We start from the raw sequence: 14,819 nt of genomic DNA, 5'->3' as shown, positions 1-14,819 counted from the left end.
GGTTACCCCCAGGTAACCGCGAGAATCTCGTAGGCCTTGGAGCCGCCGGGCGCGTGCACCTCGATCGAATCGCCGACTTCCTTGCCGATGAGGGCACGGGCGATGGGCGAGGAGATGGAGATCCGGCCCTGCTTCACGTCGGCTTCCTGGTCACCGACGATCTGGTAGGCCTTTTCTTCCTCGGTGTCCTCGTCGAGGAGCTTCACCTTGGCGCCGAACTTGATCTTCGTGCCGGACATCTTGGAGAGGTCGATGACCTCGGCACGGGCGACATAGTCTTCAAGCTCCGTGACGCGGCCTTCATTGTGGCTCTGGGCTTCCTTGGCGGCATGGTACTCGGCATTTTCCGAAAGGTCGCCGTGCGCGCGCGCTTCAGCAATCGCCTCGATGATTCTCGGACGCTCTTCCTGCTGACGCCAGCGCAGTTCTTCCTGCAGCTTGACGAAACCGCCGTGAGTCATCGGTACCTTTTCAACCATTTTTTCCCGTCCTTCAGACCGCGTCGAGCAGGCTCCCGCCAGCAAGAACGCAAAAGAAAACGGTCTCCGGGGAAGAATCTCCGGAACCGTCGAAAGCGTTTGAACGATCCTTATAGCAGATCGTGGCCGCCAAAAGCCAGTTTTTTTGCCGCAGCGCGGCCCGGCGCCCACAAGCTCCGGAACGATCTCCCCCTGCCACGATTGCCGTGTCGCAGGCTAGCCGCACCAATGACGGTGCCGTCAGCGCCATGCCGCGTGCCGCCGGGCATGGAGGCCCCCGACCGCGACTGGTCGGCCGGCTTCAATGAAAATGCACCACGGCAGGACATCTTGCCGGAGGGTAGGATACGAAGGATATGGACCCATTCGAAGCCGATCCTGTCTGATCGGCTGTCGGGTCGCACATAGAAGAGAGCCGGGCGGCGGGGCCGCCCGGCTCTCGAGAGACCGGAAAGTCTATGGCTCAGAAGTAGGATTGCAGCGGGCGCACTTCGAGCTGGCCCTGCTTGAGGGCCCGGATCGCCTGGGCGGCGGCAAGCGCGCCGGCCATGGTCGTGTAATAGGGCACCTTCTGCATCAGGGCGGCGCGGCGCAGCGACTTCGAGTCCGAGATCGCCTTGTTGCCATCGGTGGTGTTGATGACGAGCTGAACCTGGCGGTTGCGGATGGCGTCCTCGATGTGGGGACGGCCTTCCTGCACCTTGTTGATCTTGATCGCCTCGATGCCCTTTTCCGCGAGGAAGCGGGCGGTGCCCGACGTTGCCATGACCTTGAAGCCGATGCCGGTCAGGATGTTGATGGCGGGCAGCACGCGGTCCTTGTCCTCGTCACGCACCGACACGAAGACCGTGCCTTCGCGCGGCAGGTCTACGCCGGCGCCGAGCTGCGACTTGGCGAAGGCCAGCGCGAAATCCGTATCGAGGCCGATGACCTCGCCGGTCGAGCGCATTTCCGGGCCGAGCAGCGTATCGACGCCCGGGAAACGGGCGAAGGGGAACACGGCTTCCTTGACGGCGATGTGCTTGAGGTTGCGCGGGTCCGGCTTTTCGCCATAGGCGGCGATCGCCACGTCGAGGCTCTCGCCGGCCATAACGCGGGCGGCGATCTTGGCGATCGGCGCGCCGATGGTCTTTGCCACGAAGGGCACCGTGCGCGAGGCGCGCGGGTTCACTTCGAGCACGTAGATCGTGCCGTCCTTGATTGCGTACTGCACGTTCATCAGGCCGCCGACATGAAGCGCCTTGGCAAGCGCCTTGGTCTGGCGTTCCAGCTCGTCAACGATCTCGTTGGAGAGCGTGTGCACGGGCAGCGAGCAGGCCGAGTCACCGGAGTGGATGCCTGCCTCTTCGATATGCTCCATGATGCCGGAGACGAAGACGTCCTTGCCGTCGCAGAGCGCGTCGACATCGACTTCCACCGCGTTCGACAGGTAGCTGTCGAAGAGCAGCGGGTTCTTGCCGAGCAGGGTGTTGATCTGGCCGGTCTTGTCGTTCGGATAGCGCTGCTTGATGTCTTCCGGCACCAGTTCCGGCACGGTGTCGAGCAGGTAGGTCTGCAGCATCGATTCCGAATGGATGATCTGCATGGCGCGGCCGCCGAGCACGTAGGACGGGCGCACGACGAGCGGGAAGCCGATTTCGCCGGCGACCAGGCGGGCCTGCTCGACGGAGTATGCGATGCCGTTGTTCGGCTGGGCGAGATCGAGTTTCTGCAGCAGTTTCTGGAAGCGGTCACGGTCTTCGGCAAGGTCGATCATGTCGGGCGCGGTGCCGAGGATCGGGATGCCGTTCTTTTCGAGCGCTTCGGCAAGCTTCAGCGGCGTCTGGCCGCCGAACTGCACGATGACGCCGACGAGTTCGCCGTTGGTCTGCTCGGCCTTCAGGATCTCGATGACGTCTTCTGCCGTCAGCGGCTCGAAATAGAGACGGTCGGAGGTGTCGTAGTCGGTCGAGACCGTCTCCGGGTTGCAGTTGATCATGATCGCTTCATAACCGGCATCCTTCAGCGCGAAGGCGGCATGGCAGCAGCAATAGTCGAACTCGATGCCCTGGCCGATACGGTTCGGGCCGCCACCGAGGATGACGACCTTCTTGCGGTCGGAAATCTCGGCTTCCGAGCGGGTGGCGCCGGCAAACGGTGTCTCGTAGGTCGAGTACATATAGGCGGTCGGCGAGGCGAATTCGGCAGCGCAGGTGTCGATGCGCTTGAAGACCGGGCGCACGTCGAGGCGGTTGCGCAGTTCCGCGACTTCCTTCGGCCGCTTGGCCGAAAGGGTGGCGAGGCGGGCGTCGGAGAAGCCCATGGCCTTCAGCATGCGAAGGTTTGTGGCGTCCTGCGGCAGGCCGTGCTCGCGGATGCGGGCCTCCATGTCGACGATCGCCTTCAACTGCTCGAGGAACCAGGGATCGATCTTCGAACCCTCATGTGCTTCTTCCAGCGAAAGGCCGAGGCGCAGTGCCTGAGCGACCATGCGCAACCGGTCCGGCGTCGGCCGCGAGATGGCGGCGCGGATGGCGTTCTTGTCGTTGCCGTCGCCGAGGCCGGGGATTTCGATCTCGTCGAGGCCGGTCAGGCCCGTTTCGAGGCCGCGCAGCGCCTTCTGCAACGATTCGGCGAAGGTGCGGCCGATGGCCATGACTTCACCGACCGACTTCATGGCGGTGGTCAGCGTGGGTTCGGCGCCCGGGAATTTTTCGAAGGCGAAGCGCGGGATTTTTGTCACCACGTAATCGATGGACGGTTCGAACGAGGCCGGCGTCGCGCCGCCGGTGATGTCGTTTTCCAGTTCGTCCAGCGTGTAGCCGATGGCGAGTTTTGCCGCGATCTTGGCGATGGGGAAGCCGGTCGCCTTGGAGGCAAGCGCGGAGGAGCGCGAGACGCGCGGATTCATCTCGATGACGACGAGGCGGCCGTTCTCCGGGTTGACGGCGAACTGTACGTTCGAGCCGCCGGTCTCGACGCCGATCTCGCGCAGCACCGCAATCGAGGCGTTGCGCATGATCTGGTATTCTTTGTCGGTCAGCGTCAGGGCAGGGGCGACCGTGATCGAATCGCCCGTGTGCACGCCCATCGGGTCGATGTTTTCGATGGAGCAGATGATGATGCAGTTGTCCGCCGTGTCGCGGACGACCTCCATCTCGTATTCCTTCCAGCCGAGCACCGATTCTTCGATCAGCACTTCGGTCGTCGGCGAGGCGTCGAGGCCGGAATTGACGATCTCGAAGAATTCCGAGCGGTTGTAGGCAATGCCGCCGCCGGTGCCGCCCATCGTGAAGGACGGGCGGATGATGGCGGGAAGGCCGATCGTGTCGAGCGCCTGCGCGCCGATCGCCATCGCATGGCTCATATAGCGCTGCTTGCGGTCGGTCTCGCCGAGGTTCCACTGGTTTTCCAGCTCGTCCAGCGCCTTGTCGAGCGCGTCGCCGGAAAGCTGCGCCTTCACCTTGGCGCGCTCGGCCTCATGCGCCTTGCGGTCGACGTCCTTGATCTCGGTGGCGTTGGCGAGCAGCGACCGCGGCGTTTCAAGGCCGATGCGGGCCATCGCTTCACGGAACAGCGCGCGGTCTTCGGCCATGTCGATGGCGGCGGGCTTGGCGCCGATCATCTCGACATTGTAGCGGTCGAGCACGCCCATGCGCTTCAGGGAAAGCGCGGTGTTGAGCGCCGTCTGGCCGCCCATGGTCGGCAGCAGCGCGTCCGGCCGTTCCTTGGCGATGATCTTTGCCACGACTTCCGGGGTGATCGGCTCGACATAGGTCGCGTCGGCGAGGCCCGGGTCGGTCATGATCGTTGCCGGGTTGGAGTTGACGAGGATGACGCGGTAGCCTTCCTCCTTCAGCGCCTTGCAGGCCTGGGTGCCGGAATAGTCGAATTCGCAGGCCTGACCGATGACGATCGGCCCCGCGCCGATGATGAGGATCGATTTCAAATCTTGGCGCTTGGGCATCTCTCTATCCGTTCTTCCGCGTGCGCGAAAAGCCGGCCATGGTGATGGGTTCACCGGGCCGGGCGCGCAAAATGGTCTTTCAAGGCTAGAAGCGGCTTATAGGCAAATGCGGAGGCAAGCGGAACCCCGAAAATCACCCAATCGACAGGAAAAGTGCGGGGGCTGTTCCAGTCTGCTCCGCCAACGATATAACGGGCGATCAAGCGGCCCGCTTCTTTACGCCGCGTATCGATTCCGGGAGGGACCCATGCTGCCGCTGGAAACCGACGTGCTCATCGTCGGGGCAGGGCCGACAGGCCTTGCCCTTGCCGTCACCCTGCACCAGGCAGGCGTGCGCTCCTTGATCGTGGACCGCCTCGCCGCTGGCGAGAATACATCGCGAGCCGCTGTCGTTCATGCCCATACGCTCGAAGTGCTCCAGCGCATCGGCGTCACGGATGCGCTGGAGCGGCGTGGCCTGCCGCTCACCCGCTTCGCGCTTCGCGATCATGACAACGCGCTGCTCGAGCTGGATTTCTCCATGCTCCCTTCGCGCTATGCAGAGGTGCTGATGATACCGCAGGATGAGACGGAAGCTGTTCTCACCGAGCGGCTGGAGGCGCTGGGCGGCAGCGTCGCGCGCGGCGTGACGGCGTCGAAGGTCGAGACGGATGCGAGCGGCACAATCGTTCATCTCGTATCGACGGCGGGCGCATACGCGGTCCGCGCCCGCTATGTCGTCGGTGCTGACGGCATGCACAGCATGGTGCGCGAGGCGGCTGGCATTCCTTTCGATGGCGAGACCTACGATGGCGCTTTCGTGCTTGCCGACGTGCATATGGACTGGGGTTTCAGCGACGAGGTGACATTGCTCTTCTCGCCGGAAGGCATGGGTGTCGTCGCGCCGTTGCCCGGCGGTCATTTTCGCATCGTGGCGCCGGTCGAGGACGCACCTGTTGCGCCGGATACCGCGTTCATACAGGGCCTCCTCGATGCGCGGGGCCCGCGCAAGGTGCCTGGCTGCGTGCGGGATGTGATCTGGAGTTCGCGCTTCCGCGTGCATCACCGCATCGCCTCGCGCTACCGTTCCGGTCCGTTCTTCGTCATCGGCGATGCCGCGCATGTGCATAGTCCGGCCGGCGGGCAGGGGATGAATACGGGAATCGTCGATGCTGTCGTGCTCGGGCAATTGCTGGCTGATGTCATCAACGGCAAGGCGCCGGAGGCGACGCTCGATCTTTACGAGGAAAAGCGCCGCCCCGCCGCGGTGGAGGTTCTGGAACTCGCCGATCGCCTGACAAGGCTGGCGATGGTGCGCAGTTCCTTCGGCCGCATGCTGCGCAATCTCGCCCTCCGTATCATCGGTGCCTCGCCGGTATTCCGGCGCAAGCTCGCGCTCAACATCTCGGGTCTTGCCCGCAAGGGGGCGGGCATGGTTCCGCCGCGCTGAGCTTTGCCCACTCCGTTGCGAGAACGCCATCGTGGCATCAGCGGAAGCCCCGGCAAAATGCGCCGGCGCCGCAGCACAAATTTAATATATGCTAAAATACTGGTTTCATTGGAAAAATTTTATCTGTTAATACATTGTTAGCCATGCTGGCGATTAGATAGACGCAACCTGATCGCCCATGAAGGGCAAACTTCAATTCACCAGTGTGCCTATATGACCAGCATTCTTACGAATGTGGGCGCGATTTCTGCGCTCCAAACTTTGCGCTCGATAAACTCGGATATGGCGACTGCTCAAGGAAGGGTGTCGTCGGGATTGCGTGTTCAATATGCTGCTGACAATGCGGCTTACTGGTCGATCGCAACCACAATGCGATCGGAAAACATGGTGCTTTCGGCAGTCAGCGATAGTATCGGCCTGGCTCAGGCAATCGCGGACACCGCTTATGCCGCTCTTGATACCGTCGTTGAGCATCTTGACGCGATGAAGTCGCTGTTCGTCTCCGCACGTTCGATGGAGCCTGTCGATATCACTGACTTTTCTTACTACAGTTCTACATATTTCCCGGACGCTGGTGCTGAAAAGCGAGTGGATCCGAAATATGCGGGATCATTGCTGCACAAACTCGACGTGGATATGTTGCAGCACATCATGGCGATCAACAGTGCGGTCGATTCCGCGAGTTTCAACGGCGTTAATTTGCTCGCAAAACCGAAGGATGGGGTTGATCTGGATGACGCCATTGCCGCGAAATTCGTCGTAGGTTACGCGCAAGGCGACGTGCAGAAACTCAATGTGGCGTCGCGGGATCTCGTACTATTCAACGCCAATTATGCAAGTTACGGAACAGTCGCGGAAACGGAAAATAACACCGGTATTCTCGACGGTGATATAAATATCAAAGCACAGATGCCGGACGGTTCTTGGTGGTGGACAAGTGCTCCGATTGATATATTCAATTCTACGATTTTTGACGAATCTCACGACAATGTCGGTATAAGCGTCATATATGATCTGGAATCAGTCATTCAATTGTCTGGATTCACTCGAGACAGCGCGTACGACCACTTCCTCAATGAGTTCGATCAGAAGATTCAGAGCGTAGTTTCCGCTCAGGCGAAGTTGGGCTCTGTTCAACATCGACTGGAAATGGCGGGCGATTTTAACTTCACCCTCATGGATGCCTATACGTCGGGTATAGGCCGGCTGGTCGATGCGGATATGAGCGAAGAATCCACACGTCTCAAGGCACTTGAAACGCAGCAGCAACTTGGCATTCAAGCGTTGCAGATAGCGAATTCCAACTCCGAAAACGTGCTTGCCCTTTTCAGGTAACGGGCTGAATCTTCGGGCGCGATAGTCCACTTTCCAGAAAGCCGGAATCATAGCCCATCACGGCAAGCGGCGCGTTGAAGATGGAGGCGGGAGTGACGCGGGTCTTGCCGTCACCCTTTTCCATGATGACCTCGTTGCTGCCGGCATCGGCAACGATGGTATAAATTATGCGGGCCTCAGCCGGCGAAGACAGAATTGCAGCCAACATGGCGGCAGCCGCGAAAAGACGTTTGCCCATCCCGTTTCCCCGAGTTTTGAATGGTTTACGCGGTGTTGACAACAACGGCTTGATGAGCCGGCAAAAGATCAATACCGGTTTTAGCCAATAGGAAAATTAGGGCATCGCTATGGTTCGGCCATATCTTCCATTGAACGCCTTTCGCGCCTTCGAGGCCTCGGCCCGGCATCTGAGTTTTACCCGCGCGGCGATCGAGCTGAACGTCACCCAGGCCGCCGTCAGCCACCAGGTGAAAAGCCTCGAGGATCAGCTCGGCGTCGTGCTTTTCAAGCGCCTGCCGCGCGGGCTGATGATCACGGCGGAGGGAGAAAGCCTGCTGCCGGTGCTGCGCGACAGTTTCGACCGCATGGCGGATGTGGTGGAGCGTTTTCGCGGCGGCCATGTGCGGGAAATCCTGACGATCGGCGCCGTCGGCACCTTCGCCGTCGGCTGGCTGCTGCCAAGACTTGCGGGCTTCCGCGAGCGCCATCCCTTCGTGGAGATCCGGCTGTCCACCAACAACAACCGTGTCGATCTCGCCGCCGAAGGCCTCGATTTCGCCGTCCGCTTCGGCGCCGGCGCCTGGCATGGCACGGACGCAATCCGCCTTTTTGACGCCCCGCTGTCAGTGCTCGCCATCCCGAATGTCGCGCGCGACCTGAAAAGCCCGCAAGACCTGTTGGGCCTGACGCTGCTGCGTTCCTATCGCAGCGACGAGTGGACCCGCTGGTTCGAGGCTGTCGGCCTGCCGCGCACGCCGCCGCCGCAGAATGCCATCGTCTTCGATACCTCGCTCGCCATGATGGAGGCGGTGCTGCAAGGCCTCGGTGTCGGCCTCGCGCCGCCCCTGATGTTCTCGCGGCTCCTCTCCTCCGGTGCGATCGTCCAGCCGTTCAGGACGAGCGTCGCGCTCGGCAGCTACTGGCTGACGCGCCTGCAGTCGCGCAGCGTTACGCCTGCCATGGCGGCCTTTTCGGCATGGCTGGAGGAAACGGTGGCGGGGGAGGGGCTGGCCTGACCTCTATGTGAGGCCAGGCATGACCAGCACCTTCACCTCGCCGGGGCGCGGCGGGTTCGCAACCGCATCCGGCAGGCCCTCGAAGCCGATGCGGCGGGAGATCAGCGGGTCGACCTTGATCGTGCCCGACGCAATCAGCGCGGCGGCACGGCCATGGACATGCGGGTTGAGGAAGGACGTCAGGATCCTGATCTCGCGGAAGAGCAGATCGAACGGCTCGATCTCCACCTTTTTGCCCTGCGGCATCACGCCGAGAATGACGACCGTGCCGCCGTTGCGGGCAAGTTTCGGTGCCTGCGTCATGGTTTCCGCCACGCCAGCGCATTCGATCACCACGTCTGCACCACCTGGCACGAGACCGTTCCTGCCCGCGACGCCTGCGATCACATCCCCTGCGCCGGGATCGAAGGAATGGGTGGCGCCGATTTCTTCGGCCAGTTTCCGGCGCGCCGCCTGGCGCGTGACGAGCACGACGGATGTCGCGCCGGCAAGACGGGCGAGCTGAACCGTGAGCATGCCGATCACCCCGCCGCCGAGCACCACGACCGTGCTACCCGGACGGATGTCCGCGATGTCGATGCCATGCAGGCAGCAGGCGAGCGGTTCGCAGAAAGCGCCATGTTCTGGCGGCAGCGAAAGCGGCAGTTCATGGGCCTGCCGCTGCGGCACGAGCACATATTCGGCAAAGCCGCCATCGCGGTGGATGCCGATTGCCTGCAGGTTTTCACAGAGATTGACGCGGCCGCGCCGGCATTGCGCACAGCGGCCGCAGGAAATGTTCGGATCGCCGGTGATGCGCATGCCGGGACGGATCTGGAGCACGGCGTCGCCGATTGCCTCGACGATGCCGGAAAATTCGTGACCGAGTGTCACCGGCGGACGACAGGGAAACTCGCCGTGAAAGAGATGACGGTCGGTGCCGCAGATGCCGGCGGCCTCGACGCGCACGAGCAGATCGTCCGGGCCAGGCAGCGGTTTTTCCACCTCGCGCACGCTAAACCTGCCGATCGCCTCCAGCCGCGCCGCTTTCATGCCGTCCTCCCGCTTTTCTCCGGCAAATAGGAGCGGCAAAGGTGACGGCGGTCAAGGCTGCCGCCGCTCAGGTGAGATTGCGGCGGCGTTCCAGCTCGGCATCGGTCGGCGTTTCGAACTCGAACGAGCCCGTGGTGACGTCTCCCGCACGGGCATACTTGCTGATAACGATACCGTTTTCGCTGGTGCTCGAGGCCACAAGCGTCAGCGCCCGCGGGAAGGACGCATCGCCGAACAGCCGCTTGCCCTTGCCGAGGATGACCGGGAAGGTGAAGACGTTGATCTCGTCGACGAGGTCGTGTTCGAACAGCGCCTTGAGGAGGTCCGTCGAGCCCTGCGTCAGCAGGTCCGGGCCATCCTCGCTCTTCAGCGCCTTCACCGCCGCGATCGTATCGGAACCCAGCACATGGCTGTTCTGCCACGTGGTCCTGAAGCCGGGATTGCGGGTCGCGACATATTTGTTGATGCGGTCGAAGAGCGGGCCGATCGGGTCGTTCTTGTCGGCATAGGGCCAGTGGGCGGCGAAGATGTCGTAGGTCTTGCGGCCGAGCAGCAGATCGAAAGGCTTTGCAAACATCTCGCCGATCGCGGCGCCCATCTTCTCGTCGAAGAGCGGTGCGACCCAGCCGCCGAACCTGAAGCCGCCGATCGGGTCTTCCTCCGGTCCGCCCGGTGCCTGCATGACGCCGTCGAGGCTGATAAAGGCACCGACAATGATCTTTCTCATGGGGTTTCTCCTGGCAGGTTCGTTGACGTGATACCCAGAGACGAACGGCAAACGGTCGATCCGACAGATGGCGTGGAAAAATCCTTCAGCCCCAGCGGTTGCGGACTGCCTCCATACGGCTGCGGCTGACTGGAATTTCCCGCCCGTCCTTCATTAGGATCGCCAGCCGGCCCTCGGCACGCGTTAGCGTGTCCACATGGGCATCGGCGACGAAATGAGAGCGATGCACCTGCAGGCCGGCTGTATTGCCCAATTCCTCCAGCGCATCGGAAAAGCGCAGCAGCACCAGCTCCCGCCCGCGGCTTGTCGTCACTTCCGTATAGTGATCGGCGACGGTCATGTGCAGGATCGGGCCGCGGTTCTCCGGTTTCAGCCGGCGCAGCAGTTGCACCTCGGCGCGGTCTTCCGTTGCCCCCGGTGGGGATGCGGATGCCGGGGAAAGGGCTTCCGCCTGCTTGCTGCTCATCGTCAGGAAGGTGAGGCCGCAGAACAGGGCGGAAAGGAGGAGGCCGCTTCCGATGCTTTGCGCGATGGTCGCAACCGTGGACGCGCCGCCGAAGGTGGCGAGGCTGATCGCCTCTGTGGCAAGCCCCACGGGCGCGCCGGCGACGAGCGTTCCGATTGCCATGCGTCCAGGAAGGCTCGGCACGCGCGTGAGGAGAAGCGTGTTCACAAGGACGATGGAGACGATGGCGATGCCCCAGGCGACGGCGTGCTGGACAAGCCAGAAGCCAAGGCGGGGTGCGGTGGCAAGGCGCTCGGCCGTGCCATAGGGGCCTGTTACCCAGAAGATCAGGACGACCGCGCCGAAGGTCGCCCAGAAGCGCGGTGCGCGCAGGAAGACCTGCAGTTCACGAAGCGCGGATTGCAGGAAGGTGCGTTCCACGAAGTATTCCGTCCATTCGGGCCAAAGCGTTTGAGGCGGCCTGATCATTGGCTGAAGACGGTGGCGAATTCAACCGTCCCGGAGTTTGCCATGACCTTCGAACCGCTCATCAATGCCCCCTTCGCCATCCAGTTTCATGTTGCAACCGTGCTGCCGGCCGCCGTGCTCGGTGCCGTTCTGCTCGCCCGCCCGAAGGGCACGCCGGCCCACCGGCTGCTGGGGAAGATCTGGCTGGTGCTGATGGTCATGACGAGTTTTTCGACCTTCTTCATTCACGACATCAACACGGTCGGCGGTTTCAGCCCCATCCATCTGCTTTCCATCTACGTCATCGTCGGCAGCATCAGGACGATCCAGACCGCGCGCCAGCGCAACATCCGCGCCCACCGCGCTCACGTCGCCAGCATGTATTTCGGCGGCATCGTGGTGGCGGGACTTTTCACGCTGGTTCCGCACCGGGTGATGGGCATGATCATTTTCGACGGCACGTCCGGTCTTGCGAGCGGGATCGCTGCCGCCGTCGTCAGTATCCTGCTCGTGGCGGCCGGTGCGCTAGCCATCCGCGAGGCTGGCTGGCGCGCGCGTTTCAACGCCGTCTTTCGTCGGCGATGAAACGCTGCTTTTCATTTTGCAAGGCGGCGCGGCTGGCCCTATAAGTCGTTGCTGAGGAACGAATTCACGCCGTGGACGTTCGTTGGCAATCAATGCGGGGAATGCGCCATGGAATGGAAAGGTCGTCGCCAGTCGGGCAATATCGAGGACCAGCGCGGAGCCGGGCCTTCTGCGGGCGGGAACAATCCCTTCGGCCGCGGCAATGGCGGCTTCCGCATCCCCATGGGGGGCGGACGCAGTGCGGGCGGCGGCATGAGCATCGGCACCATCATCTTCCTCGTCGTCATCTATTTCATCTTCAAGGCGATGGGCATCGATCTCCTGCAGGTGATGGGCGATGGCGGCGGGCAGGTCAGCCGACCCGGCATCGAGCAGACAGACAACGCCAGCCAGCGCTCGTCGCCGAAGGAAGAGGAAACCAAGGCCTTCATGGCGACGGTTCTCGCCGAGACGGAAGACACCTGGAACGGCATTTTCCAGGCGGCGGGCGAGCGTTACGAGGAGCCGAAGATGGTGCTCTTCTCCGGCTCCGTGCAATCGGCCTGCGGCTTTGCCTCCGCGGCATCCGGTCCGTTCTATTGCCCGGGCGACCGCAAGGTCTATCTCGACATGAGCTTCTTCGACGAGCTCGCCAACAAGTTCGATGCGGCCGGCGACTTCGCGCAGGCCTATGTGGTCGCCCACGAAGTCGGCCACCATGTCCAGAACCTCACCGGCGTGCTGCCGCGCTTCAACCAGCAGCGCCAGCGCATGAGCGAAGTCGAAGCCAACCAGATGTCGATCCGCGTCGAGCTTCAGGCCGATTGCTACGCCGGCATCTGGGGCAAATATACGGAGCAGAAGGGCATTCTGGAGCGCGGCGATCTCGAGGAGGCGCTGAACGCCGCCATGCAGATCGGCGACGACACGCTGCAGAAGCGCATGCAGGGTTATGTCGTTCCAGAAAGCTTCAACCACGGCACGTCTGACCAGCGCCGCCGCTGGTTCAAGCGCGGCTTCGACACCGGCCGGGTCGATGCCTGCGATACGTTCAAGGGTGAACCGTGACATTGGCGCAGGTGTCCTCGACACCGGCGATTCCCATCTCTTCTCCGACAATCGAGATGTAATCCGTCAGGTGCGTCGCCATCACGCAAAGCGCGATGGCGAGCGCCGGAACGGCGACTGCGAGATTGCCGCGCATCTGCCAGAAGAACGAGCCGTGCCGGACCCGGGCCCAGAGAAGAAGAGCCATCGGCACGAGACCAAAGAGCACCATGTGCGCGGCGAAATCGCCGGCAGTGCCGCCATTGGCCCGGAAGGGGCTGTCCTGATCCAGGAGCCAGACCGCGCTGGCGGTTAGAAGCACCAAAACGACGAACAATGGCTTCATCCTCATTTTCTTCCACGAGACGATCACGCAGGTCCCGATGAAGAGACAGGCGAGCCCCGCCGCCAGAAGCGTCAGTGTGCCCGGCTGCCTGCCGAGCAACGCCTGGGTCTCCGGCCAGAAGTCGCGGCTGGTGAGAAGGAAGAGATACAGGCCCGTGGCAATGCCGATGGTCTGGCTTGAGAAGGCCGGTCTGTAGACGAAGGAATGGCGGCTCTGGGATGACATGGTGGCCTCGCGATGGAATGCCGGTCCCGGTTTCCCTGAGGGTGGATCGGATCCGTGCCGACCTTCTTTCATGAACAACCTGACACTGCGCTGACGGTTTGCGTGTCCCGTCATCTGCCGGCGATTGCACGCCGGTATCTCAGGCAGACACGTAGCAACGCTCAGGAAGTTTGCGATGTTCACGGATTGTTTCGCTGGAAAAACTGAACTAGAAGTCGTCGCCTGACTTTTTTGTCCGCCGGTGCGGGTGCCGTTCTTTTTTCGAGGTCATTCCATGATCGATGCCAGGTCCACCCGGCGTGGGCTCTTTCTCGTCTTCATGATCATGTTTCTCGACGTGATCGGCATCGCCATCATCATGCCGGTCCTGCCGAGCTATCTGCGCGAGCTTACCGGCGACGATCTCAGCCAGGCGGCGATCGATGGCGGCTGGCTGCTGCTCGTCTATGCCGGCATGCAGTTCCTCTTCGCGCCATTCATCGGCAATCTGTCGGACCGCTTTGGCCGCCGGCCGGTGTTGCTGGCCTGCATCTTCACCTTCGCTGTCGACAATCTCATCTGCGCGCTCGCGGCGAGCTACTGGATGCTCTTCGTCGGTCGGGTGCTGGCGGGTATCAGCGGTGCGAGTTTCGGCACGGCGGCGGCCTATATCGCTGACGTCTCGACGGAGGAGACGCGCGCCAAGAACTTCGGCCTGATGGGCATCGCCTTCGGTACGGGCTTTGCGCTCGGCCCTGTCATCGGCGGGCTGCTCGGCGAGTTCGGGCCGCGCATCCCTTTCTACGGCGCGGCCGTGCTCGCCTTTCTCAACTTCGTGGCCGCATATTTCCTGTTGCCGGAAAGCCTGCAACCGGCAAACCGCCGACGGTTCGAGCTTTCCCGGGCCAATCCGCTCGGTGCGCTTCTCCAGATGCGCCAGTATCCCGGTGTGCTCTGGGTCGGGCTCGTCTTCTTCTGCTACTGGCTGGCGCACGCCGTCTATCCTTCGGTCTGGCCCTTCGTCGCCGCGTTGCGCTACGGCTGGAGCGAAGGGCAGATCGGCCTGTCACTCGGCATCTTTGGCATTGGTGGCGCTGTCGTCATGGCCTTCGTCCTGCCGCGCGTCGTGCCGAAGCTCGGGGAGTTCCGCACGGCCGTCATCGGGCTTTCCTTCGCGGTTCTCGGCCTCGCGGGATATGCGGCGGCCTGGCAGGGCTGGATGGTCTATGTGGTAATCGTGCTGACCGCACTCGAAAGTCTCGCCGACCCGCCGCTGCGTTCCATTGCGTCGGCCCGCGTGTCGCCCTCGGCGCAGGGCGAGTTGCAGGGTGCGCTCACCAGCGTCTCGAGCATTACCACCATCATCGGGCCGCTGATCTTCACGCAGGCCTTTAGTCATTTCACCGGGCCGCATGCGCCCGTCGTCTTTGCCGGGGCGCCCTATGCGGTGGCGGCGCTGATCCTCTTCGTCGGTCTCATGATCTTCGTCATGAAGCTGCGCGGGGCGGGAGCCGGTCCCGTGGGAAAAATCGTGTCGGGAAGCGCTTAAGCCGCTTTCAAAC

At 62.5% G+C, this 14,819-nt stretch carries 13 protein-coding genes; 6 read left to right on the top strand and 7 right to left on the bottom strand.

The features are described 5' to 3' along the window. Positions 1–2: 2 nt before the first annotated feature. Both greA and carB read right to left on the bottom strand, forming a co-directional pair. Positions 3–479: a transcription elongation factor GreA gene (greA, locus tag MUO32_RS14220; RefSeq protein WP_257948973.1), complete on the bottom strand. Its 477-nt coding sequence runs from the start codon at positions 477–479 to the stop codon at positions 3–5. Between the two features lie 463 nt (positions 480–942). Continuing rightward, positions 943–4,425 (bottom strand): carbamoyl-phosphate synthase large subunit, encoded by a 3,483-nt coding sequence (carB, locus tag MUO32_RS14215; protein WP_257948972.1) that lies wholly within the window; start codon positions 4,423–4,425, stop codon positions 943–945. A 247-nt stretch (positions 4,426–4,672) separates the two neighbouring features. On the opposite strand from carB, the gene MUO32_RS14210 reads away from it, so the two are divergent. Further along, the gene (locus tag MUO32_RS14210) at positions 4,673–5,854 is read left to right on the top strand and encodes an FAD-dependent monooxygenase (RefSeq protein WP_257948971.1); all 1,182 of its coding nucleotides are present in this window, start codon (positions 4,673–4,675) and stop codon (positions 5,852–5,854) included. Positions 5,855–6,067: 213 nt separating this feature from the next. Continuing rightward, positions 6,068–7,189, top strand: coding sequence for a flagellin (locus MUO32_RS14205; protein WP_257948970.1), 1,122 nt, complete (start codon positions 6,068–6,070; stop codon positions 7,187–7,189). Here MUO32_RS14205 and MUO32_RS14200 read toward each other — a convergent pair. Further along, positions 7,182–7,427 carry a hypothetical protein gene (locus MUO32_RS14200; RefSeq protein ID WP_257948969.1) on the bottom strand — a complete coding sequence of 82 codons (246 nt, stop codon included), beginning with the start codon at positions 7,425–7,427 and terminating at the stop codon, positions 7,182–7,184. The two genes, MUO32_RS14205 and MUO32_RS14200, sit on opposite strands and share 8 nt — an antisense overlap. 109 nt (positions 7,428–7,536) lie before the next feature. On the opposite strand from MUO32_RS14200, the gene MUO32_RS14195 reads away from it, so the two are divergent. Continuing rightward, a complete protein-coding gene (locus tag MUO32_RS14195; protein WP_257948968.1) occupies positions 7,537–8,424 on the top strand; it encodes a LysR family transcriptional regulator in 888 nt (295 codons plus the stop codon). 3 nt (positions 8,425–8,427) lie between these two features. Here the strand turns inward: MUO32_RS14195 and MUO32_RS14190 are convergent, their stop codons facing one another. From MUO32_RS14190 to MUO32_RS14180, 3 genes are all read right to left on the bottom strand, one after another. Beyond that, the gene (locus MUO32_RS14190) at positions 8,428–9,456 is read right to left on the bottom strand and encodes a zinc-dependent alcohol dehydrogenase family protein (protein ID WP_257948967.1); all 1,029 of its coding nucleotides are present in this window, start codon (positions 9,454–9,456) and stop codon (positions 8,428–8,430) included. Positions 9,457–9,523: 67 nt separating this feature from the next. Continuing rightward, positions 9,524–10,183 (bottom strand): dihydrofolate reductase family protein, encoded by a 660-nt coding sequence (locus tag MUO32_RS14185; RefSeq protein ID WP_257948966.1) that lies wholly within the window; start codon positions 10,181–10,183, stop codon positions 9,524–9,526. A gap of 85 nt (positions 10,184–10,268) precedes the next feature. Then, the gene (locus tag MUO32_RS14180; RefSeq protein WP_374708647.1) at positions 10,269–11,117 is read right to left on the bottom strand and encodes a LytTR family DNA-binding domain-containing protein; all 849 of its coding nucleotides are present in this window, start codon (positions 11,115–11,117) and stop codon (positions 10,269–10,271) included. A gap of 42 nt (positions 11,118–11,159) precedes the next feature. On the opposite strand from MUO32_RS14180, the gene MUO32_RS14175 reads away from it, so the two are divergent. Both MUO32_RS14175 and MUO32_RS14170 read left to right on the top strand, forming a co-directional pair. Beyond that, on the top strand, positions 11,160–11,681 hold the full coding sequence (locus MUO32_RS14175) for a DUF2306 domain-containing protein (RefSeq protein ID WP_257948964.1): 522 nt from the start codon (positions 11,160–11,162) through the stop codon (positions 11,679–11,681). Positions 11,682–11,789: 108 nt separating this feature from the next. Then, a complete protein-coding gene (locus tag MUO32_RS14170; RefSeq protein WP_257948962.1) occupies positions 11,790–12,728 on the top strand; it encodes a neutral zinc metallopeptidase in 939 nt (312 codons plus the stop codon). On the opposite strand, the gene MUO32_RS14165 is transcribed toward MUO32_RS14170, so the two are convergent. Further along, complete coding sequence (locus tag MUO32_RS14165; protein WP_257948961.1) at positions 12,712–13,278, bottom strand: phosphoethanolamine transferase domain-containing protein; 567 nt, start codon at positions 13,276–13,278, stop codon at positions 12,712–12,714. The genes MUO32_RS14170 and MUO32_RS14165 overlap by 17 nt on opposite strands. Before the next feature lie 274 nt (positions 13,279–13,552). Here MUO32_RS14165 and MUO32_RS14160 point away from each other — a divergent pair, with 274 nt between their 5' ends. Continuing rightward, entirely contained in the window at positions 13,553–14,806 is a 1,254-nt protein-coding gene (locus tag MUO32_RS14160) for a TCR/Tet family MFS transporter (RefSeq protein WP_257948959.1), read from the top strand. Positions 14,807–14,819: the final 13 nt, after the last annotated feature.

Origin of the sequence: Shinella sp. CPCC 101442 (assembly GCF_024704725.1) — a bacterium.
Taxonomy (GTDB): Bacteria; Pseudomonadota; Alphaproteobacteria; order Rhizobiales; family Rhizobiaceae; genus Shinella.
The sequence above is the reverse complement of the archived record's forward strand: the minus strand, read 5'-3'. Positions and strand labels throughout refer to the sequence as shown.

Bases quoted from the DNA above. Each gene is read 5' to 3' on its own strand.
- greA (WP_257948973.1), bottom strand. From the start codon at position 479: ATGGTTGAAAAGGTACCGATGACTCACGGCGGTTTCGTCAAGCTGCAG.
- MUO32_RS14185 (WP_257948966.1), bottom strand. From the start codon at position 10,183: ATGAGAAAGATCATTGTCGGTGCCTTTATCAGCCTCGACGGCGTCATG.
- MUO32_RS14160 (WP_257948959.1), top strand. From the start codon at position 13,553: ATGATCGATGCCAGGTCCACCCGGCGTGGGCTCTTTCTCGTCTTCATG.
- MUO32_RS14165 (WP_257948961.1), bottom strand. From the start codon at position 13,278: ATGTCATCCCAGAGCCGCCATTCCTTCGTCTACAGACCGGCCTTCTCA.
- MUO32_RS14190 (WP_257948967.1), bottom strand. From the start codon at position 9,456: ATGAAAGCGGCGCGGCTGGAGGCGATCGGCAGGTTTAGCGTGCGCGAG.
- MUO32_RS14205 (WP_257948970.1), top strand. From the start codon at position 6,068: ATGACCAGCATTCTTACGAATGTGGGCGCGATTTCTGCGCTCCAAACT.
- MUO32_RS14195 (WP_257948968.1), top strand. From the start codon at position 7,537: ATGGTTCGGCCATATCTTCCATTGAACGCCTTTCGCGCCTTCGAGGCC.
- MUO32_RS14210 (WP_257948971.1), top strand. From the start codon at position 4,673: ATGCTGCCGCTGGAAACCGACGTGCTCATCGTCGGGGCAGGGCCGACA.
- MUO32_RS14170 (WP_257948962.1), top strand. From the start codon at position 11,790: ATGGAATGGAAAGGTCGTCGCCAGTCGGGCAATATCGAGGACCAGCGC.
- MUO32_RS14200 (WP_257948969.1), bottom strand. From the start codon at position 7,427: ATGGGCAAACGTCTTTTCGCGGCTGCCGCCATGTTGGCTGCAATTCTG.
- carB (WP_257948972.1), bottom strand. From the start codon at position 4,425: ATGCCCAAGCGCCAAGATTTGAAATCGATCCTCATCATCGGCGCGGGG.
- MUO32_RS14175 (WP_257948964.1), top strand. From the start codon at position 11,160: ATGACCTTCGAACCGCTCATCAATGCCCCCTTCGCCATCCAGTTTCAT.
- MUO32_RS14180 (WP_374708647.1), bottom strand. From the start codon at position 11,117: ATGATCAGGCCGCCTCAAACGCTTTGGCCCGAATGGACGGAATACTTC.